This window comes from Lederbergia wuyishanensis, from assembly GCF_022900255.1.
Lineage (GTDB): Bacteria > Bacillota > Bacilli > Bacillales > Bacillaceae_C > Lederbergia > Lederbergia wuyishanensis.
The window spans coordinates 24,379-45,930 of the sequence record NZ_JALIRM010000018.1; the positions used below are offsets into that span (position 1 = coordinate 24,379).

At 36.0% G+C, this 21,552-nt stretch carries 19 protein-coding genes and 1 riboswitch; of the genes, 4 read left to right on the forward strand and 15 right to left on the reverse strand.

Annotated features, from left to right (window positions below; translation table 11 throughout):
• Both sdhA and MT489_RS20665 read right to left on the reverse strand, forming a co-directional pair.
• The gene (sdhA, locus tag MT489_RS20660) at window positions 1-1,761 is read right to left on the reverse strand and encodes a succinate dehydrogenase flavoprotein subunit (RefSeq protein ID WP_244683452.1); all 1,761 of its coding nucleotides are present in this window, start codon (window positions 1,759-1,761) and stop codon (window positions 1-3) included.
• A 44-nt stretch (window positions 1,762-1,805) separates the two neighbouring features.
• Window positions 1,806-2,438, reverse strand: coding sequence for a succinate dehydrogenase cytochrome b558 subunit (locus MT489_RS20665; RefSeq protein WP_244683453.1), 633 nt, complete (start codon window positions 2,436-2,438; stop codon window positions 1,806-1,808).
• 266 nt (window positions 2,439-2,704) lie between these two features.
• Here MT489_RS20665 and MT489_RS20670 point away from each other — a divergent pair, with 266 nt between their 5' ends.
• The gene (locus MT489_RS20670) at window positions 2,705-3,166 is read left to right on the forward strand and encodes a YslB family protein (RefSeq protein ID WP_244683454.1); all 462 of its coding nucleotides are present in this window, start codon (window positions 2,705-2,707) and stop codon (window positions 3,164-3,166) included.
• A 48-nt stretch (window positions 3,167-3,214) separates the two neighbouring features.
• Here MT489_RS20670 and MT489_RS20675 read toward each other — a convergent pair whose 3' ends face one another.
• The 8 genes from MT489_RS20675 to MT489_RS20710 all read right to left on the reverse strand — a co-directional run bounded on the left by MT489_RS20675 (window position 3,215) and on the right by MT489_RS20710 (window position 12,554).
• Window positions 3,215-4,447 carry an aspartate kinase gene (locus tag MT489_RS20675; protein WP_244683455.1) on the reverse strand — a complete coding sequence of 411 codons (1,233 nt, stop codon included), beginning with the start codon at window positions 4,445-4,447 and terminating at the stop codon, window positions 3,215-3,217.
• A gap of 249 nt (window positions 4,448-4,696) precedes the next feature.
• A riboswitch (Lysine riboswitch) is annotated at window positions 4,697-4,882 on the reverse strand.
• A 46-nt stretch (window positions 4,883-4,928) separates the two neighbouring features.
• Window positions 4,929-6,701, reverse strand: a complete 1,773-nt coding sequence (gene uvrC, locus MT489_RS20680) for an excinuclease ABC subunit UvrC (RefSeq protein ID WP_244683456.1) — start codon at window positions 6,699-6,701, stop codon at window positions 4,929-4,931.
• A gap of 255 nt (window positions 6,702-6,956) precedes the next feature.
• Window positions 6,957-7,271, reverse strand: coding sequence for a thioredoxin (gene trxA / locus MT489_RS20685; protein WP_244683457.1), 315 nt, complete (start codon window positions 7,269-7,271; stop codon window positions 6,957-6,959).
• 79 nt (window positions 7,272-7,350) lie between these two features.
• Window positions 7,351-8,334 carry an electron transfer flavoprotein subunit alpha/FixB family protein gene (locus MT489_RS20690; protein WP_244683458.1) on the reverse strand — a complete coding sequence of 328 codons (984 nt, stop codon included), beginning with the start codon at window positions 8,332-8,334 and terminating at the stop codon, window positions 7,351-7,353.
• A 12-nt stretch (window positions 8,335-8,346) separates the two neighbouring features.
• Window positions 8,347-9,111: an electron transfer flavoprotein subunit beta/FixA family protein gene (locus MT489_RS20695; protein ID WP_244683459.1), complete on the reverse strand. Its 765-nt coding sequence runs from the start codon at window positions 9,109-9,111 to the stop codon at window positions 8,347-8,349.
• Between the two features lie 40 nt (window positions 9,112-9,151).
• On the reverse strand, window positions 9,152-9,925 hold the full coding sequence (locus MT489_RS20700) for an enoyl-CoA hydratase (protein WP_244683460.1): 774 nt from the start codon (window positions 9,923-9,925) through the stop codon (window positions 9,152-9,154).
• Between the two features lie 23 nt (window positions 9,926-9,948).
• Window positions 9,949-10,533 carry a fatty acid metabolism transcriptional regulator FadR gene (locus MT489_RS20705; RefSeq protein WP_244683461.1) on the reverse strand — a complete coding sequence of 195 codons (585 nt, stop codon included), beginning with the start codon at window positions 10,531-10,533 and terminating at the stop codon, window positions 9,949-9,951.
• Between the two features lie 320 nt (window positions 10,534-10,853).
• A complete protein-coding gene (locus tag MT489_RS20710) occupies window positions 10,854-12,554 on the reverse strand; it encodes an AMP-binding protein (RefSeq protein WP_244683462.1) in 1,701 nt (566 codons plus the stop codon).
• A gap of 150 nt (window positions 12,555-12,704) precedes the next feature.
• Here MT489_RS20710 and MT489_RS20715 point away from each other — a divergent pair, with 150 nt between their 5' ends.
• Window positions 12,705-13,619 carry a Gfo/Idh/MocA family protein gene (locus tag MT489_RS20715; RefSeq protein ID WP_244683463.1) on the forward strand — a complete coding sequence of 305 codons (915 nt, stop codon included), beginning with the start codon at window positions 12,705-12,707 and terminating at the stop codon, window positions 13,617-13,619.
• A gap of 142 nt (window positions 13,620-13,761) precedes the next feature.
• Window positions 13,762-14,079, forward strand: coding sequence for a MazG nucleotide pyrophosphohydrolase domain-containing protein (locus MT489_RS20720; RefSeq protein WP_244683464.1), 318 nt, complete (start codon window positions 13,762-13,764; stop codon window positions 14,077-14,079).
• A gap of 900 nt (window positions 14,080-14,979) precedes the next feature.
• Here MT489_RS20720 and MT489_RS20725 read toward each other — a convergent pair.
• From MT489_RS20725 to zapA, 5 genes are all read right to left on the reverse strand, one after another.
• Window positions 14,980-15,387, reverse strand: coding sequence for a DUF350 domain-containing protein (locus MT489_RS20725; RefSeq protein WP_244683465.1), 408 nt, complete (start codon window positions 15,385-15,387; stop codon window positions 14,980-14,982).
• A gap of 29 nt (window positions 15,388-15,416) precedes the next feature.
• Complete coding sequence (locus MT489_RS20730) at window positions 15,417-17,774, reverse strand: endonuclease MutS2 (protein WP_244683466.1); 2,358 nt, start codon at window positions 17,772-17,774, stop codon at window positions 15,417-15,419.
• 16 nt (window positions 17,775-17,790) lie between these two features.
• Window positions 17,791-19,509 carry a DNA polymerase/3'-5' exonuclease PolX gene (polX, locus tag MT489_RS20735; RefSeq protein WP_244683467.1) on the reverse strand — a complete coding sequence of 573 codons (1,719 nt, stop codon included), beginning with the start codon at window positions 19,507-19,509 and terminating at the stop codon, window positions 17,791-17,793.
• A gap of 114 nt (window positions 19,510-19,623) precedes the next feature.
• Window positions 19,624-20,166 (reverse strand): CvpA family protein, encoded by a 543-nt coding sequence (locus MT489_RS20740; protein WP_244683468.1) that lies wholly within the window; start codon window positions 20,164-20,166, stop codon window positions 19,624-19,626.
• Window positions 20,167-20,172: 6 nt separating this feature from the next.
• Complete coding sequence (gene zapA, locus MT489_RS20745) at window positions 20,173-20,448, reverse strand: cell division protein ZapA (RefSeq protein ID WP_244683469.1); 276 nt, start codon at window positions 20,446-20,448, stop codon at window positions 20,173-20,175.
• 151 nt (window positions 20,449-20,599) lie between these two features.
• Between zapA and rnhC the strand changes: the two genes are divergently transcribed.
• Window positions 20,600-21,529 (forward strand): ribonuclease HIII, encoded by a 930-nt coding sequence (gene rnhC / locus MT489_RS20750; protein ID WP_244683470.1) that lies wholly within the window; start codon window positions 20,600-20,602, stop codon window positions 21,527-21,529.
• Window positions 21,530-21,552: the final 23 nt, after the last annotated feature.

Genomic DNA, 21,552 nt, shown 5'->3' on the forward strand with positions numbered 1-21,552 from the left:
TTATTTCACTTCTTTCTGTTTTGAATAGTCTCGTTTACGAGGTTTAATGAGAGAAACATCCACATCCTCGTAGCTAAATTCAGGGTTATTTGAACTTGAATTATATTTTGCAATCGTTGTTTTTAACCATTCTTCATCATTACGATCTGGGAAATCAGGTTTGTAATGTGCACCACGGCTTTCATTACGGTTTAATGCACCGATTGTAATGATACGAGAAAGTTGAAGCATATTCCACAATTGTCTAGTAAATAATGCTCCTTGATTACTCCAGTTTTTCGTATCATTAATATTAATGTTTTTCCAACGTTCCATTAATTCAAGAATTTTATTGTCAGTTTCTTGCAATTTATCGTTGTAACGAACAACTGTAACATTGTTTGTCATCCATTCCCCAAGTTCCTTATGAATGACATACGCATTTTCAGAACCATCCATGGATAAAATATTAGTATATTTTTCTTGCTCATGCTTTGCAGCACTTTCAAATAATGAAGATGAGAATGAATCAGAGCTTTTTTCTAGTCCTTTAATATACTTAACCGCTTCCGGCCCTGCTATCATTCCACCATAAACGGCAGATAGTAAAGAGTTCGCACCAAGACGATTGGCACCGTGTTGTGAATAATCACATTCACCTGCAGCAAATAATCCTTGAATATTTGTATGCTGCTCATAATCAACCCAAAGGCCACCCATTGAATAGTGAACGGCTGGGAAAATTTTCATTGGTACTTTATGTGGATCTTCACCTGTGAATTTCTCATAAATTTCGATGATACCACCGAGCTTAACATCTAGTTCGTGTGGATCTTTATGAGAAAGATCTAGGTAAACCATGTTTTCCCCGTTAATTCCAAGTTTCTCATCTACGCAAACATGGAAAATTTCCCGTGTTGCAATATCACGAGGTACGAGGTTTCCGTATGCAGGATATTTTTCTTCCAAGAAGTACCATGGTTTTCCATCTTTATAAGTCCAAATTCTTCCGCCTTCTCCACGAGCAGATTCACTCATTAAGCGAAGTTTATCATCTCCAGGAATAGCTGTTGGATGGATTTGAATAAATTCACCATTTGCATAAGCTGCACCTTGCTGATACACAATAGAAGCAGCTGAACCTGTATTGATAACAGAGTTTGTAGATTTACCAAAAATGATTCCAGGTCCTCCAGTTGCCATGATAACAGCATCTGCCGGAAAAGATTTAATTTCCATAGAAGTCATGTTTTGTGCGACAATTCCACGACAAACACCTGCATCATCCTGAATAATACCTAAAAAGTCCCAACCTTCGTATTTATTAACGAGGCCAGCGACTTCATGGCGACGCACCTGCTCGTCCAATGCGTATAAGAGTTGCTGGCCAGTAGTCGCCCCAGCAAATGCAGTACGATGGTGCTGAGTTCCACCAAAACGACGGAAATCAAGCAAACCTTCAGGTGTTCTATTAAACATAACACCCATTCTATCGAATAAATTTATAATTCCAGGTGCAGCTTCACACATTGCCTTAACAGGTGGTTGGTTTGCTAAAAAGTCTCCACCATATACTGTATCGTCAAAATGGATCCAAGGTGAGTCCCCTTCACCCTTCGTATTTACTGCTCCATTAATTCCACCCTGTGCACATACAGAGTGTGAACGTTTTACTGGTACTAGCGAGAAGAGATCTACTTGACTTCCCTCTTCTGCTATTTTTATTGTTGCCATCAAGCCGGCTAAGCCACCACCGACAACGATGATTTTTCCATTACTCATCGTATGACTCACTCCTTTTCACAGTTGTTAAATTCTTTAGCTCCTTATCCTACAAATAGTTCAGGATAAACAAATGCTAATGCCGCACGAATTCCGATTATTGAAATTACTACAAAGAACACACCCATAACCCATGAAGAAATTCTTTGGGAGGTTGGTGATTGCGTAATTCCCCATCTAACAAGAAATGACCATAAACCATTAGATAGATGGAAAGTAGCTGAAAGAATTCCAATAAAGTATAAAACTAGTGCAACTGGATTGGATAAAATATTCGCCATCATATCAAAATTTACTTCAACGTCAAAAAAGGCTTTCTGAATTCGAGTCTCCCAAACATGCCATGCAATAAAAGCCAATAATATAACTCCTGTTATACGTTGAATGGTGAACATCCAATTTCGGAAAAAGCTTAATCTTGCTGGATTATTATTTGCCGTAAACGCAATGTAAAGCCCAAGAATTCCATGAAAAAGAATTGGTATGTAAATTACTGCGAATTCAAGGAAAATGACAAATGGAAGATTCCCCATAAATCCTGAAGCTCTATTAAATGCTTCTTCACCGCGTGTAGCGAAATGGTTGACAATTAAATGCTGCACTACAAATATTCCAACTGGGATTACACCCAATAAGGAATGCAGCCTACGCCAATAAAACTCATTTTTACCTGCCACAATTTACCCCCCTTAGTAGTTAAGCCTCTGTGCTGCAGACAATGTGTGTTCGAAATGAATCGGGTGTCAAACAACACAAAATGATTATAACAATTATGTGACATATACATTCTACTCCCGACTTTCGGAAGCGTCAAGGCAACGGTTTCAGCTAATGTGCTATATTATATTTAATTCTCATATATTAGTTCTGTCCAAAATCCAAATTATTTTTCAAAAAATCTTCTTATTGTATATAATAGGACATACAGAAAGAAGGGATTTTAGTGCATTCATCATTGAAACAAGGACCTCAACATTCACCCGAAACTAACAGCTCAATGAATATTCCTGTTTTCGGATATGAATTGCTCCGGGATATATTAATTCCGGGAATTCTTGGCAAAGACACGCCCGAAATATCATATTGGGCTGGAAAACACCTTGCCCGTAAATTTCCACTTCTCTCTAGTAATGAAGTAATTTCCTTTTTCCAAGAATCTTCTTGGGGAGAACTTAATCTCTTAGAGGAAAACAAAAATGAGATGAAATACGAGCTCCAAGGAAATATAGTGGAAAGAAGAATTCAAATGAACTCCGAACCTTGCTTCACTCTCGAAGCAGGATTTATTGCAGAACAAATTCAAAATCAAAAACAATTTATGTGTGAAGCCTTTGCTGAGCTAATTAAAAAAAAGAATAAAGTTGTCTTTACAGTTCGTTGGGACCGGAAGGATCCAATACAATAAGAAAAACATTTAGGCCGTTCAATCATCCAGATTGAACAGCCCTTTTTTTTATTGTACTTCTCCAACAACTACTCCTAAATTGAATGCTTCGTGTAGAACCTGAGCAGCCTCAGTCATTTTATCTTCATTAATGACGGCAGATACTTTAATTTCTGATGTGCTAACCATTTTAATTTGAATATTTTTATCCGCAAGCACTTGGAACATTTGCGCTGCAACACCAGGATTTGAAATCATCCCTGATCCAACAATAGAAACCTTTGCTAATCCTGCTTCATATTCTATACTTTCAAATCCAATATTTTCTTTTTGATTTTCAAGCACGTTAACAGCTGCCTGACGCTCCTTATTTTTAATAGAAAACGATAGATTTGTCTTATTTCCATCAGTTTGGCTTTGAATAATAATATCAACGTCAATTTGATTATTCGCAAGTTCTGAAAAAATAGCAGATAATCCCGTCATTTCATTTTTTAAGCCAAAAATTGTTAATCTTGTCATATCTTTTTCAAATGCTACTCCTCTAACTACGAGGTTTTTCTCCATCGATACTTCCTCCTCAATAACTGTTCCTTCTTCATTTTCAGTACTCGATCTTACCTCTAATGGCACTCCATAATTTTTGGCAAATTCTACGGCTCGTGGATGTAGAACTCCAGCACCAAGATTAGCAAGTTCAAGCATTTCATCGTATGAAACGGATGGTAGCTTTCTTGCTTGCGGTACGTAGCGAGGGTCGGAAGTAAATACTCCTGTTACATCGGTACAGATGAGACAACGCTCAGCTCCAAGGGCTGCAGCTAATGCTACAGCAGTAGTGTCGGAACCACCTCTACCTAAAGTTGTAATTTCTCCGTCTTCAGTAACTCCTTGAAAGCCCGCAGCTACTATGACTTTTCCTGCATTTAATTTTTCTTTAATAGGTTCCGTCTTCACATCAACAATGCGAGCATTGGAATGTACTTTTTCTGTAACAATTCCTGCTTGCCAACCGGTAAATGATACGGCTGGAACTCCCATTTCTGTTAAAGCCATTGATAAAAGTGATATTGAAACTTGTTCTCCGGTAGCAAGAAGCATATCCATTTCACGCTTTTCAGGACTATCCGTAATTTGACCTGCTAGTTCAAGAAGCTGGTCAGTAGTTTTTCCCATTGCAGAAACAACGACCACTACCTCTTTTCCTTCTTTTTTAAATGAAGCAATTCTCTTTGCGGCATTTTTAATTTTATCGGTAGTACTTAGTGATGAGCCGCCGAACTTGATGACAATTAAACCCATGATCCTGCCTTCCTTCTAAAAGTAATATAAGGCTCTTTTCTTAAACTTTATTGCATGTGGATAGAATATTATATTTCGATTTTTCTAGTAAAATTTAGGTGAAATAATAAGGCTACAGCCACAAAACCTATAAATATTCTAGCTTTAAAGCTAAATCCGCAGGGCAAAATAAAAGAGAAAATTACCTAAATAAAAAAGCAATGAGCATTATACTCATTGCTTGTGACTCGAAACTTAAAAATAATCACAACATGAGATAGCTCTCCAAAAGGATATTATCCATTTTGACAATCCTACATTTCTTAAACGTAGGACCAGCAGAAAAGAATAAGGAGTTACTTTTCTACTTCGGCAAACTATCCCTTTCAAAACCAGTCATTGAACCCCTTCTTCTCATGATTCCTACTTTTGATGTTTGCAACCTCTATCGATACTATGAAATTGGAACAATTATAACATTGAGATAATAAATACTCAATAGCTATTTGTCTAAATGATTTTTTAAATTCTCAGCTATATTTTGTGGAATTCCTAATTTAACAATATCCTCAACTGTCGCTTCCTTCATTTTTTTCAATGATCCAAAATGGCGCAGTAGAGCCTTTTTTCTTACTGGACCAATCCCTTCAATATCATCAAGGATAGATTGAAATGCAGATTTCCCTCTTAATTGTCTATGAAAAGTTATGGCAAATCTATGAACTTCATCTTGTATTCTTTGTAGTAAGTAAAATTCTTGACTATTTCGTTCCAAAGGTACAATTTCAAGTGGATTACCAAATAATAATTGGGAAGTCCGATGCTTTTCATCCTTTGCAAGTCCTGCAATTGGAATGTCCAAATTCAATTCGTTTACCAATATTTCTTTTGCCGCATCAATTTGACCTTTACCGCCATCAATGATGATTAAATCTGGAAGAGGGAGGTTTTCTTTGAGAACCCTAGTATATCTTCTTCTAATTACCTCACGCATAGATTCGTAATCATCGGGGCCTTTAACAGTCTTAATTTTATATTTTCGATATTCCTTTTTATTGGGTTTTCCATCTATGAACACTACAAGCGCCGATACTGGATCAGCACCTTGTATATTTGAGTTATCAAAAGCCTCTATTCGATGCGGAGTATATATTTGCATAGCTTCTCCGAGACTATCAATTGCACCGATTGTCCGTTCTTCGTCCTTTTCAATTAAAGCAAATTTTTCTTGCAAAGCGATATGAGCATTTTTTGTTGCCAGGTTTACCAGCTCTTTTTTTTGCCCTTTTTTTGGCTGTATAACTTTTACTTCTAATAATTGTTCGGCTAACTGGTAGTTAGCAAATTCAGGAAGAAGAATTTCTTTCGGTTTAAAATGGTTTGTTTGAGAGTAAAATTGCCCTAGAAAAGTTAAGAATTCTTCCTCATGTTCACTATAAACCGGAAAAAGAGATACATCCCTTTCAATCAACTTCCCTTGTCTTATAAAAAATACTTGTACGCACATCCAACCTTTGTCCATTGAAAATCCAAACACATCACGATCTGTAAAATCGGATGACATCATTGTTTGCTTTTCCATTGTTGTCTCAATATGTGCAATTTGGTCACGAAATTCTTTTGCCCTTTCAAACTCGAGGTTTTCAGATGCTTCATGCATCTTTTTTTCCAAATCTTTTTTTATGGACGTAAAGCCGCCATTTAAAAATTTCGTTATTTCATCCGTCATTTGTTTGTAAGTCTCAGAAAAAACTTCGTTTACACAAGGTGCAAGACATTGTCCAAGATGGTAGTAAAGGCAAACACGATCAGGAAGAGTTTGGCATTTTCTTAAAGGATAGAGCCGATCGAGAAGTTTTTTTGTTTCATTTGCAGAATAGGCATTCGGATACGGCCCAAAATACTTACTTTTATCCTTCTTTATCTTCCGAGTAATAATTAATCTAGGATGCCTTTCGTTTGTTAATTTAATATATGGGAAGCTCTTATCATCCTTAAGCATAATGTTATATTTCGGACTGTGCTTTTTAATTAAATTCATTTCTAAAATTAATGCTTCTATATCTGATGCAGTTACTATATATTCAAAATCCTCAATCTCATTGACAAGCCTCTGTGTTTTTGTATCATGTGAACCTGTAAAATAGGAGCGTACTCTATTTTTTAATACTTTTGCTTTACCAATATAAATAATGGTATCTTGCCGATCTTTCATGATATAACAACCTGGCTGGTCAGGCAAAATTTCTAATTTATGTTTAATTATCTCGTTCATAATATCACCCCTATATACCCAACCCATAACATATAATTATTATATCATGAAAAACGCAAGGAGCCTGCTATCTTCTACAAGCAAATGTTCTGTTAGGTAAAAAGTAGTTTTTTTTGACTTTTTGCATTGAGAGGTCTCTGAACCCCTATCGATGCTGCCTAGAGTTGGTCAAGAAAAGTCTTATTCAAATACTCATTCAAAAAAATATCTTAAACGATAAAAAATCCGAGCTATAAAGCCCGGATTTTCAAAGTTTTAAAGATGTTTATTTACTAATTCAGCAAGTGCTTCTTTTGGTTGAAAGCCGACAGTTTTATCGACAAGTTCACCGTTTTTGAAAACTACCAATGTCGGGATACTCATGATGCCGAATTTACTTGTAGTTTCTTGGTTTTCATCAATGTCTAATTTAACGATTTTTGCTTTTCCGTCAAGTTCTGCATCCAATTCCTCCAAAACAGGAGCAATCATTTTACAAGGACCACACCATTGTGCCCAAAAATCTACTAATACTACACCTTCGCTTGTTTCAGTTGAAAAAGTTTCATCTGTTGCGTGAGTAATTGCCATATGTTATACCTCCTTAATATATACATTCAAAACCTAGCGCAAGTATATCATCATCCATTCAAACGTGCTATCTTTTTGCTCAGCTTTGAGTTCCTTCTTTTATCCTGCGAAATTCCTCTGTTAAAAGTGGTACAACTTCAAAAAGATCTCCAACAATGCCATAATCCGCTACATTGAATATATTTGCCTCTGGATCTTTATTAATTGCTACAATTACTTTCGAATTGGACATGCCTGCCAAATGTTGAATAGCTCCTGATATTCCACATGCAATATACAAATCTGGAGTCACTACTTTACCAGTTTGCCCTATTTGCAAGGAATAATCACAATAGTCCGCATCACACGCTCCACGGGAAGCACCTACAGCTCCACCTAGTACATCCGCTAATTCTAGTAGAGGTTCAAAGCCTTCAGCACTCTTTACTCCCCGGCCACCTGCAATAATGACTTTTGCCTCCGATAAGTCAACACCTTCACTCGTTTTCTTTACTACCTCTTTAATAATAGTTCGTATATCTTTTATTTCAACAGATACAGATTGGATTTCACCCGTTTTATTTTTATCTTTACTTAATGGTTCAATATTATTTGGTCGTATTGTAATGAATATTGTACCTTCAATTATTTTTTTCTTTTCAAATGCTTTTCCAGAGAAGATTGGTCTTGTAAAAACTATGTCTCCATCTTTTTCTTCAATTGCAGTGACATCAGAAATAAGACCTATATTTAGTTTGCTTGCAATTTTTGGAGAAAGATCCTTACCAAGTGCCGTATGACCAAAAACAATTCCTTCAGGATTTTCTTGTTCAATAATATTAAGGAGAGCCTGAGAGTATCCATCCGAAGTATAATGTTTAAGCTTTTCATCTTCGACAGTTAGAACACGATCAGCCCCATATTGAAACATTTCATTAGCTTGACCGTCTATTTTATCTCCGACTAAAACGGCAATGACTTCACCACCGTTAGCAATTTGTTTCCCTGCTGAAATTGCTTCAAATGACACATTTCTTAAAGAACCATCTCGTAATTCACCGAGTACAAGTACTTTTTTTGCCATCTCAATCCCTCCTCAAACTAACTTATTTAACAAACCTGCAAGTTCCTTTACTTGCGTTTCAATATCACCTTCTAATATTCTTCCAGCATCTTTTGCAGGTGGAAGGAAAATTTCAATTGTTTTTGTTTTCGCGATAACATCATCTTCATCTAAATCTAAATCATCTAGTTCAAGCTCTTCTAAAGGTTTTTTACGAGCTTTCATAATTCCAGGAAGTGATGGATAGCGTGGATCATTCAAACCTTGCTGAGCTGTTACTAAGAGAGGCAAAGATGTCTCAATAATTTCGGAATTACCTTCAACATCTCGAGTTAATAACACTTTTTCACCCATAATTTCTAGCTTAGTAATCGTCGTAACGTAGGGGATTCCTAATATGTCTGCAACCCGGGGGCCTATTTGTCCTGAACCTCCATCTATTGCAACATTTCCAGAAAGAATTAAATCTGCTTCCTTATCTTTTAAATATTCACCGATAATAGTAGAGACTGTATATTGGTCGGATTCCTCAATATCATCTTCTATATTGATTAATACAGCCTTATCAGCCCCCATTGCCAAGGCTGTTCTAAGCTGTTTTTCCGCTTCTTCTCCGTCTACAGTTAAAATCGTTACCTCTCCACCGTGTTCATCACGAACCCTAATGGCTTCTTCAATTGCGTATTCATCGTACGGATTAATAATAAATTCTGCTCCATCATCGTTTATTTTCCCGCCAGAAATTGAAATTCTTTCTTCCGTATCAAAGGTTCTTTTCATGATTACAAAAATATTCATTTAACGACCCTCCTAAAATAGGAATCTATTTGGAATTCGACTACTTACCTGTAAAACTAGGATTACGCTTTTCAAGAAATGCATGGATACCTTCTTTACCATCTGCAGAATCAAAAACAACTCCAAATTTCTTTGCTTCGTGTCTTACTCCTTCATAATATTGCGGTGTTTTACTAAATTGAAGTAATTCAATCGTGGCCCTTAATGAAATAGGACTTTTTTCTGCAATTTTCCTTACCATTTCTTTTGCTTTTTCTAATAGCAGCTCCTCAGGAAATGCGTGATTGGCTAACCCCCATTTAACTGCTTCACTTCCTAATAAAGAATCGCTAGTGAATAACATTTCAGCCGCTTTAGCTGTTCCAACTAACCGTGGAAGTCTCTGAGTACCTGCAAATCCAGGTATTAAACCTAACTGTAATTCCGGAAGCCCTAGCTTAGCATTTTCACTTACAAGTCTAATATGACATGCCATTGCAAGCTCAAGACCACCGCCAAATGCAGCTCCATGAATTGCTGCTATAATGGGCTTAGGGAAATTTTCAACTTTTTCAAAAACCTCTTGCCCATTCTCCGCAAGCTTTGAGAATTCTTCTCCACTGCTAATCCCAGTAAATTCCTTTATATCAGCCCCTGCTGAAAAAAAACGGCCTTCACCGTGGATTAAAATTGCACGGACTTCCGAGTCTGGTTCCAGCTGATCTAATAAATATCCAATCTCCTGAATTAGTTCAAAAGATAAAGCGTTTGCAGGCGGACGATTAATTGTTATAATTGCTGCATTCCCATCCTTATAATGAGATAAGTATGCCATACTCATTTACCTCCTTAACAGTTTTATCTTAAAGCACATCCATTTAGCAGCAACTTATGAACAGCTGGTGCAAGTGCAGTTAAATCATACTTTTGATCATTAATTACCCAAGTTGTTACCGTTTCATCTATTGTTCCAAAAATCATTTGTCTTGCAAGCCGAATATCCATATTTTTGTCGAACTCATCTTGGGCTTGCCCAAAGCGTAAGATATCATCGACAACATGTAAATATTCTTTTAGCACTTCGTTAATTTGCATCCTTAGCTCTTTATTTGATTGCCTTAACTCAAGCTGAGTTACAATAGCTAAATTTCTATCCCTTGATAGGATATTAAAATGATTTTCAATCATTACTAATAATTTCTCTGCAGCTGTTTCTTTTCCTGCAATAACTTCCTTCATTTTTTCAACGAAATATCCCATTCTTTCACGAAACACAGATATTAAAATATCTTCTTTATTTTCAAAGTAAAGATAAATAGTTCCATCCGCAACCCCAGCTTGCTTTGCTATCTTGGAAACTTGTGCTTGATGATACCCATTTTCAGCAATGACAACAACGGCTGCATCAATAATTTGTTTATATTTTGGTTTATTTCTTTTCAATACTTTCACCTGCTTCAAAAAAGCTCATGAGTGAACACTTAAGCTTCGAGATAAAAATGAATGACTATTCATTCATAGCTTAATCATAATTAGTCCCTATTTTTCTGTCAAGTGACAGTTAGGTAAGGCAGTCCTTTTGCTCATCAACCAACCTTCCTATAAGATATTGATGTATTAATATTTTCACAGAATAATATAGTCTTAATTAATTATTTTTCCTTTTAACGGAGATTCACTTAACTTATAAAAATTTATAAGAAATTCTACTAATAACTGTTGCCCTGCTAAAAAGAAAAAAGAGCCACTTCGGCTCATTACAATTAACCGAGTTTCTCATCATGTTGCAATTTATTTCTTTCCTCATCAACTAAAACACGGCGAAGTATTTTACCGACAGCTGTTTTAGGAAGTTCTTTACGGAATTCATATATTCTCGGTATTTTATATGCAGCTAAATATTTCCGAGCATATGCATCAAGTTCTTCTTCCGTGACAGCTGCACCTTCTTTCAATACAATATATGCTTTCACAGTTTCACCACGATAAGCATCTGGAACCCCAGCTACAACTAATTCTTGGATAGCTGGATGTTCATAAAGCACTTCCTCAATTTCTCGAGGGTATATATTGAAACCACCAGCAATAATCATATCTTTCTTTCTATCCACTACATAGAAAAAGCCTTCTTCATCCATATAACCCATATCTCCAGTTAATAACCAACCATCTTTTAAAGTGGCAACAGTGTCTTCAGGCCTATTCCAATAACCTTTCATAATTTGTGGACCTTTCACAGCGATTTCACCTATTTCATGAGGCGCAGCTTGTTTTCCAGTCTCAGCGGAAATAATGGCGGCATCCGTGTCAGGCCATGGAACTCCAATACTGCCTTTCACTCTTTTTTGACCATAAACAAAATTTGCATGAGTTACAGGTGAAGACTCTGTTAATCCGTATCCCTCAACAAGCTTTCCTCCTGTTACTTCCTCAAATTTTTGCTGAACCTCAACAGGAAGTGGAGCCGAGCCGCTCAGGCAAGCTTCAATTGAAGACAAATCATATTTACTTAATTCCGGATTGTTTAAAATTCCAATATATATAGTTGGAGCTCCTGGGAAAATAGTTGGCCGTTGTTTATGAATGGTTTTCAATGTTGTTTCAACATCAAACTTAGGCAAGAGAATCATTTTATACCCTTGCATTACTGCTAAAATTAGTACAGTTGTCATCCCATAGACATGGAAAAAAGGTAACAGACCAAGAATGGTTTCTTCTCCTTGTTTCGCTTCATACAGCCATGCACCACAAGCAGTAGCATTAGCAATTAAATTCTTATGAGTGAGCATGACTCCTTTTGGATAGCCCGTAGTTCCACCTGTATACTGAAGTATGGCTAAATCATTTTCAAAGTCGAAATCATCATATTTATAGCTAATTGCTTTTGATTCAAGCATTATATTTTTAAAAAGGTGTTGATTCCCTTCATGCTTTACATTGACAACAATTCCTGTGTCTCTTTTTTGAATAAAAGGATAGATGATGTTTTTTGGGAATGGTAGGTAGTCTTTGATAGCGGTTACAATAATGTGTTCTAGTTTAGTACGTTTTATTACTTTTGATATGCGGGGATAGAGAATATCCAGAGAAATAATAACTTTAGCTCTTGAATCCTTCATCTGGTACTCAAGTTCTCTTTCTGTATAAAGAGGGTTCGTTTGGACAACTACTCCTCCTGCATACAAAATTCCATAATAACTTATGACAGCTTGTGGACAATTTGGAAGCATAATGGCAACTCGATCGCCTTTTTCAATTCCAATTTCTCGAAGATAATTTGACAGTTTTAAAGAACATTCATAAACTTCCTTGAACGTCATTTCTTTGCCCATAAAATGGACAGCTGATTTATTTGGATATGCTTTCGCTGCTTCTGTTAAATAAGATTGGACAGGTATCGGTTCATATTCTAACGTTGTTGGTATTGATTCTGGATACAGTTTCAACCACGGTTTCTTTACCATACAATCCCCCCTCGTTTTAATGAACAGTTTGAAAATTAGCACTTATCCCTTATATTATATGCCAATATTTTACTTCATTCAATTGTTCTAGGCAAAAGAAATCCGTTATAATGATGGATAAAGAAAAATTTAAATATTTAGGAGATAATTATGAAAATAGGAATGATTGGGATCGGGGATATAGCAAAAAAAGCATATTTGCCTGTTTTATCACAAATGAAGGGTATTGAACTACATATTTTTACAAGAAATAAAGAAACGCTCAACGACGTTGCAGCTACATATCATATTGAGCATGTTTATCAAAATCTTGAAGAATTATTAGAAAGTGAGATAGATGCAGCGTTCGTTCATTCCTCAACAAGTTCACACGAAGAAATAATTGATAAGTTATTAGATTACGGAATTCATGTATATGTAGACAAGCCTATTACATACTTCGGAGATACTTCTACTAAATTAATTGAAAAAGCAAAAAGTAAGGGACTCATTCTTATGGTCGGTTTCAATCGTCGATACGCACCTCCATATAGACAATTAACCGAAGTATCGAATCCAAATATGATTATTATGCAGAAAAATCGCAGTCATCTTCCTGACGATATTAGGACTTTCATTTTTGATGATTTTATTCATGTCATTGATACTCTCCTCTATTTATTCCCATATACAATTAATGAAGTGATCATACGTGGGAAAGAGAATAATGGAGAATTACATCATGTCACTTTGCAGCTTGAAGCAAATGAGGGGACCGCTATTGGTATAATGAACCGTGATGCAGGTACAACAGAAGAGATTGTTGAGGTAAAAAGTCCTGGTGAAACGCGAAAAGTAGTAAATGTGAGTGATATAACTTCGCATCAAAATAAAAAAATACTCAGTTTTGGAAGCGATGACTGGCAACCTACACTAGAAAAAAGAGGATTTCACGATATTATTTCATATTTTTTAAATTTAGTTCGAAATAAATCTTTACCTTATACAGCATATGATAGAGATTTAAAAACACATTTACTTGCAGAACAAATTGTTCAGCATTTAAAAAATATTCCTAAAAAATAAAAGCCATTGGAAAATAGGTTAGATTTGTGTGTAAATAATTAATTAAAAGCACTTTCTTATATAACGAAGTTAAGTTGAAGAATTATAAACATAAATACTAGAAAAAAGAAAATAAATGGTTAATTTCATTAAGGGAGAATAAATGAAAAAAAATATAACTATTAAAGAGTTACAGAATTATATTAAGAAGAAGGACTATAAGCCTGAAATGAAACATGCTTATTTCCAAAAATTGATTGAAGAAGTGGGAGAACTTGCTGAAGTTTTGAGAAAAGACAAGAGATTGGAACATCACGATACAATAAAAGGAACGATTGAAGAAGAATTATATGATGTCCTATATTATGTAGTTGGAATAGCCAATGTTTATAATATTGATTTAGAAAAGTGTTTTTATCTAAAAGAAGAACTAAATAAAGAAAAATATAAATATATTACAGATGCTTCAATTGAAAAATAAATATAACGATAAAAGGGCCCGCCAAAAGTCGTATTAATTGACTTATGTTAGGCCCCTCTCTCCTTTATTTAATAGTCCTGCAGGATTATTGATTTACGCTGTAGTTATTAGCTTTCCACGGGCGTAGCGAGGAGCTTCCCCGGCTCCAAACGCCCGTCTAGCTCCGGCTCGTACGGCGCTATGACTCACAGGACGTGCTAGTGCAGGTGTTGCCACAGGAAGTAGCGCCCTTAGCCTGCTAAGTCTTACTTCCTGCGGATCTCCCCTGCTCCCGTATTCCCGCAGGGTCACACTTTCCGCAAAAAACTACATTGAGCAAAAATCGATTATGTGCTTTTTAAAATAGAAAACCGACCCTTTTATCCTCCACTTATTTTAGAGACTTATTAGACAGAGCCTTTTACAGTTTTTGGTTAATTGTTATGCAAGACTATGTTTATTTATATTTGATTTTATCAAAACGAAAACAGGTCCGCTTAATCGTTCACACCTCGTTTAAGTATTTATTAAATAAATAATACCTAATAGAAAAAAAATGCCACATAATACGAGCAGCACTTTCGCGAGTTTTTCCACAATCTTCTACTCCTTGTCCAGCTACAACGCCTATCGACTTGCTAACTTCTTGTACTTCCTACGATAAGTCAACATCAATTACTATTTCTCGGCCTCATTGTGTTTCCGTAATCTTAGTCAGAGGACCTGAAGTTAGTACGTCGTTAAACAGGCGCTTACGCTTTTCTACTTATCTAGCTACAACGGCTATCACTTGCTAACTTCTTGTCCTCATTCCTACGATAAGTCAACATCAAGTCGGCCTTCTCAGACTCATTGTGTTTCCTTAATCTCAGTCAGAGGACCTGAAGTTAGTACGTCGATAAACAGGCGCTTACGCTTTTCTTACGGGATTCCCGCTCCAATAACATATGAAAGTCCAACGGAAATAACAAGTGAAATAAATCCCACTGCGCGGTTATCCTTTTCAATTTCTTCATCAATTTTAAATTTTGGGGTTAAAAATTCAAAAATGAAATATCCAGTCAATAGTAGGACAAAGCCAAATATCCCCCAACCAATCATAACAAAAAGTGTGTCATGATGAAGGATAGAATGTCTAAAAACATTTGCAATCCCAAATATTTTTCCCCCTGTAGCCATAGCAACAGAAATATTTCCTTTTTTGATTTCCTCCCAATTATTGTACTTCGTTACTAATTCAAAAATAAATAAAAACAAGACAATACATAGAACCGTCACGCTATAATAGCCTGCTGTTTGAACAAAAGCATTTTCCCAAAAAGAGTCCATCCATTTTCCCCCTTAGGTGAAATATAGCATTATTTAAATTCTACTATCGTTACACCACTTCCACCTTCACCCGCTTCACCTAATCTTATACGTTTTACAGAGCGGTGATGTTTCAAATAATCCGTAACTCCTGTCCGAAGAGCACCTGTTCCTTTACCATGAATGATCGAGACACGAGGATAGTTTGCTAATAAGGCATCATCAATGTATTTCTCTACTTTAAGAAGTGCGTCTTCATAACGTTCTCCACGCAAGTCTAATTCTAATTTCACATGGAAGTCTCTTCCTTTTATTGTGGCAAGTGGCTTCGTTTCTTTTTTCTCTTCACCTTTTATGAAAACTAAATTTTTCTCAAGAACCTTCATTTTCATAATTCCAATCTGTACTTGCCATTCATCAGTACCAACTTTTTCAATCAAATGACCTTTTTGACCAAATGTTGTTACGGTTACTTCATCGCCAGGCTGGAACTCACGCTTTTGCTTATGATCTTTTGTCGGATCTGTCATTTTATCTAATTTTGGAAGTGCAGTATCTAACTTTCGTCTAGCTTCTATCAATTCGTGTTCTTTTACTTGGGTACCACCTTCAAGTCGCATTTGTCGTAGCTCTGCCATCACTTGTTCAGCTTCGTTTTTTGCTTTTTCAATGACTTTAGCTGCTTTTACTTCTGCATCGTCATACATTTTTTGCTTTCGATCATAAAATTCAATCATTTGCTGTTGTAAATCGTTAAATAATTTTTCGGCATTTTTTAAATAGTCGTGAGCTTCCTTATACTCGTATTCAGCTTCTTTCCGGCTTTTTTCCAATGAGGCAATCATATTTTCAACTTCGTTACTTTCTGTATCAATCATAGTTCTTGCATATGAAATAACGGAATCCGAAAGTCCAAGCCTTTTTGAAATCTCGAAAGCATTACTTCTACCAGGGATCCCTATCAACAATTTATATGTTGGTCGTAATGTCTCTACATCGAATTCTACACTTGCATTTATAACACCAGGACGATTGTAGCCATACGCTTTTAGTTCCGGATAGTGAGTTGTTGCAATAACATGCGCTCCTCGCTGATATACTTCATCCAAAATGGAAATGGCAAGAGCAGCACCCTCTTGTGGATCTGTACCTGCTCCAAGCTCGTCAAAAAGGACAAGACTCTCTTGATCCACTTTCTTTAAAATATCTACTATATTGACCATATGGGAGGAAAATGTACTCAATGATTGTTCAATCGACTGTTCGTCTCCTATATCAGCAAATACTTCTTTGAAAACTGCAACTTCCGATCCTTCTGATGCAGGTATTTGCAATCCTGCCTGTCCCATGAGCGTCAATAATCCGACTGTTTTTAATGTGATTGTTTTACCACCAGTATTCGGGCCAGTAATAACCATAGAAGTATACTCATCACCTAGAGTAATATCATTGGCAATAGCCTCTCCAATAGGTAATAAAGGATGACGAGCCTTAAACAAGCGAATGATTCCATCTTGATTGATTTTAGGTTTTGTCGCTTTCATTTCTTTTCCAAAACGAGCTTTCGCAAAAATAAAATCTAACTCTGCCAATATTCCAACTAGATGATTTAAATCTTCACCAGATTCAGCTACCATAGCTGAAAGCTCTGCAAGAATTCTTTCAATCTCCTGCTTTTCCTTTAACTGCAACTCTCTTAGAGCATTGTTTAATTCAACGATTGCTTGTGGTTCAATAAAAAGTGTTTGCCCTGACGAAGATTGATCATGAACAATTCCACCGTAATGAGCGCGATATTCCTGTTTAACCGGGATAACATAACGCTCATTTCTAATTGTTATAATCGAGTCGGATAACATCTTTTGAGCATTTCTATTCCTGATTAAGCCTTCCAGTTTTTCTCTAATTTTCCCTTCACTGCGTCTTGCTTGTTGTCTAATACTTCTAAGAGTATCACTAGCTGAATCAAGGACCTCTCCATTTTCATCAATTGCATTTTTTATTTGTTTTTCAAGATCAGTTAAAATAACAATTTGATTCACTTTATCTTCCAGTATTGGAATTTCTACTTCATTTTCCAATAACCCTTCAATATAGCGCTTAATAGAGCGACCAGCATATATAGTACTAGCAGTTTGCATTAATTCAATCGCGTTTAAAACCCCGCCAATTTCCGCTCTTTTTACGTGAGGTTTAATATTATGAATTCCACTAAGAGGAGCATGTCCTTTTAGCCTAAGCACATGAGCAGCTTCATCGGTTTCATTCTGCATCTCCACTACTTCACTAAGTTCTGTAGATGGCTTTAAGTTTTTTATTTTTTCTACTCCTAACACAGAAGAGGCAAATTCCTCTAACTGAGTTAGGATTTTATTAAATTCAAGGGTTTTTAATATTTTTATGTTCATCTTTAAAAACTCCGTCCTAATCATTTCTCTTTAAAAATTGCAGCAATTCATGTGGTTCCATCGCATTGAGGACTGATGTTTTTTTCACCCATCCTTTTTTAGCGGATGATACGCCTATATCCATAAATTCTAGACTTTGAATATTATGGGCGTCTGTATTAATGGATACCATAACACCTGCTTCTATCGCTTTTTTCAAATATTCAGCACTTAAATCAAGCCTTTCGGGATTTGCATTCAATTCAAGCGCAGTATTCGTTTCTTTCGCCAGTTTAATCAATAAATCAATATCAACATCATATCCGTCTCTTCTTCCGATTAACCTTCCAGTCGGATGAGCAATCATATCAACATGAGGGTTTTTTAATGCATTGTAAAGGCGCTTCATAATTTTTTCTCGCGGTTGAGAGAAGCTAGAATGAATCGATGCAATCACAAAATCAAGCTCCGCCAACACATCATCTGAGTAATTCAAGCTTCCATCAGGAAGGATATCCATTTCTATTCCAGATAAAATTAATATATCGTCATATTTTTCATTTAATGCTCGAATCTCTTCATTTTGTAGTTTTATTCGTTCTACCGAAAGTCCATTAGCCACTCGTAAAAACTCAGAATGATCCGTAATGGCCATATATTTATAGCCCTTTTTCCTGCATGCTTCTACCATTTCCTCTATAGAATAAGCTCCATCAGACCACGTAGTATGCATGTGAAGATCTCCTCTAATGTCTTCCAACGAGATCAAGCTAGTATCGGAGCTGTAAATTTCGATTTCTTTTCCATCTTCTCTAATTTCAGGAGGAATAAATGGCAATCCGAAGTGACTGAAAAAGTCTTGTTCACTTTTAAATGTTAAGACTTCACCAGTTTCAACATTTTCTACACCATACTCACTGATTTTTTCTCCTCTTTCTTTTGCAAGCTGTCTCATTCTGACATTATGATCTTTTGACCCAGTAAAATGATGTAAAGCTGTTGCATATTCTTCTGGAGCTACTAATCTAAAATCTACGGAAATCTCGTACCTGCCATTCATTATAATCGTAACTTTTGTTTCTCCACTTGCTGTTGCTTCCTTAACTCCATCTATAGCAAGGAGTTGGTCTCTAACCACTAAAGGTGAATTCGTCGCAATAATAAAATCGAGATCTTTAATAGTTTCTCTAGTCCTTCTTAAACTTCCTGCTTTTGAAAAAGCACATATTTCCTTTATCTGCTCTAGATAAGATTCAATATGTCTTGCAATCGGAAGCATGTAACCAATCGGAAGGCGGTCTGGCTGAGAACCTAATTGGGCAATGGAAGCAAGAATGTTATCTTGTGTTTTTTTCCCAAATCCTTTTAAACCAGCCACTTGATTATTTTCACAAGCTTCCTTTAAAGAGTTGATATCTTCTACACCAAGTTCTTGATACAATTTTGAAATTTTCTTTCCACCAAGCCCAGGCAATTGTAATAAAGGGATTAATCCTTTTGGAACTTCTTCCTTTAATTCTTGTAATACAGATGAAGTCCCTTCTTTTATAAACTCATCTATCACAGCACCTGTCCCTTTTCCAATTCCGGGAATATCAGTAAACGTCGTGATTTCAGAAAGGCTGCGATCATCCGTTTCCAGAGCTCCCGCTGCCTTTCTGAAAGCCGCAATCTTAAATGGATTTTCACCCTTAAGCTCCATATATATCGCAATTTGTTCAAGTAAACGTATAATGTCCTTTTTATTTATTTTCATATTATTTCACCAGCCGTTCGTTCATTCTCTTAGACCCTATATTAACAAAAGAGGCCGCCCTAATAAAGTTTGGGGTTCCCTTTATGGGTTCCCACTCTTTTTAGGGACGGCCACTTATTGTTTAATATAATCGAGCCACCATTTTTTTACTTCTTCTGAAAAATATGGTGTATTTTTTAATATTATATCAGCTATAGCAGAATCATTTAAAGCGGTTTGAACCATCGCAAGCGGTACAAGGGCAGCAATATATAAAAGTATAAAAATTAGCAAATACATTTCTATTAATCCAAGAATACCTCCTGCCCAAATATTAACGAACTTAATAATTGGGAGGCTTGCAACAATATCAAGAGCAGAACCAATAATTCCAAGTACAATTCGAACAGCAAAGAAAATGATGGCAAAAGCAATAACACGATAAAAAGCATCATCGAAACTTATTCCATCTAACACCATTTTAAAAGTTGCATCACTGCTTAAATCCGGATATGGAATCCAAAGCTTAAGTAATGGAGCAAGTTCTTCGTAATAGTTATAAGCAATAATCAATGAAACTATAAATCCTACCATATGTATTAACTGCAGGATAAAGCCCCTTCTTAGTCCTATTAAAAATCCAAAAATAAGAATACCTAATAATATAAGGTCAAGCATAAAAATTCAGTCCTTTAATTGTTTAAATTCCTCTACAAGTTTTTCATATTTTTCTTGTAGTTTAATATATTCATGGATCGTATTAACGGCTGTCAATACGGCCAGTGAACTCGTATTAAGATTAGGATTTACAGAATGTATTTCACGCATTTTATTATCGACAATCGCAGCAACTTGCTGCATATGCCCTGTCGTTTCAGTTCCGGAAATGGTATACTGTTGTCCATAAATCATGACAATGGCCCTAATTTTTTCATTTTCCGCCAACCCATTAGCCTCCAATCGCAAGAATCCTATTCCATATCATATCATGAAAGAAAATGGATGGGAATATATTGTCTAAAGATGAGGGACAAATGGTAAAGGATTTTATAGGAAGATTAGTGAATTTATATATTGGAAACTGCTTTAATCATAGAAAGGATGTTTTCTTTTGGCTAATATCGTAATTCAATTATCCTCTGCAAATTTAGAAAAAATTAACTCGTTTTACGAAGGTTATAAAACGAATAAAACTCCTCCTGGAGCCATTTTTATTGCAAAGAAAAATGGTTGCACCATAACTGCCTATCGCTCCGGAAAAGTAATGTTCCAAGGAGCGGGCAACTTGGAAGAAGCCAAACAATGGGGTGCTTCTACTGAAAAATTGGAAAAACCTATCGTAAGAAAATCATCTGGAATCTCACTTCCACCAAATTTCTCTTCCTTGTCTGCCATTGGATCAGACGAAGTAGGGAAAGGTGATTATTTTGGTCCGATGACGGTTGTTGCAGCATATGTAAAAACCGACCAAATGTTACTATTAAAAGAGCTTGGAGTAAAAGACTCAAAGGATTTAACGGATTCACAAATCATTAAAATTGCCAAAGACTTAATTACCTTTCTTCCTTATAGTCTGTTAACATTGACGAATGAAAAATATAATAAATTACAGTCATCAGGAATGACCCAAGGCAAGATTACAGCGATCCTACATAATCAGGCTTTAAATCATTTACTTAAAAAAATTGAACCCGAGAAGCCCGATGCTATTCTCATTGATCAGTTTGCAGAGGCTACTACATATTACCGCCATTTACAAGGACAGAAAGAAATCTTGCGAGAAAATGTGTATTTTAGTACAAAAGCGGAAAGCATCCACCTGTCTGTCGCTGCAGCCTCAATTTTGGCAAGATATGCTTTTTTAAAAGCCTTTGATGAGTTAAGCAAAAAAGCAGGTTTTTCATTGACAAAAGGTGCTGGCCATAAAGTAGATCACGATGCTGCTAGACTTATCAAAACAAAAGGATTATCATCTTTGAATCAATTTACAAAACTTCACTTTGCAAATACTAACAAGGCGAGGAAAATAGCAGGAATATAATAAGGTTGGGTTAGCGACCCAAC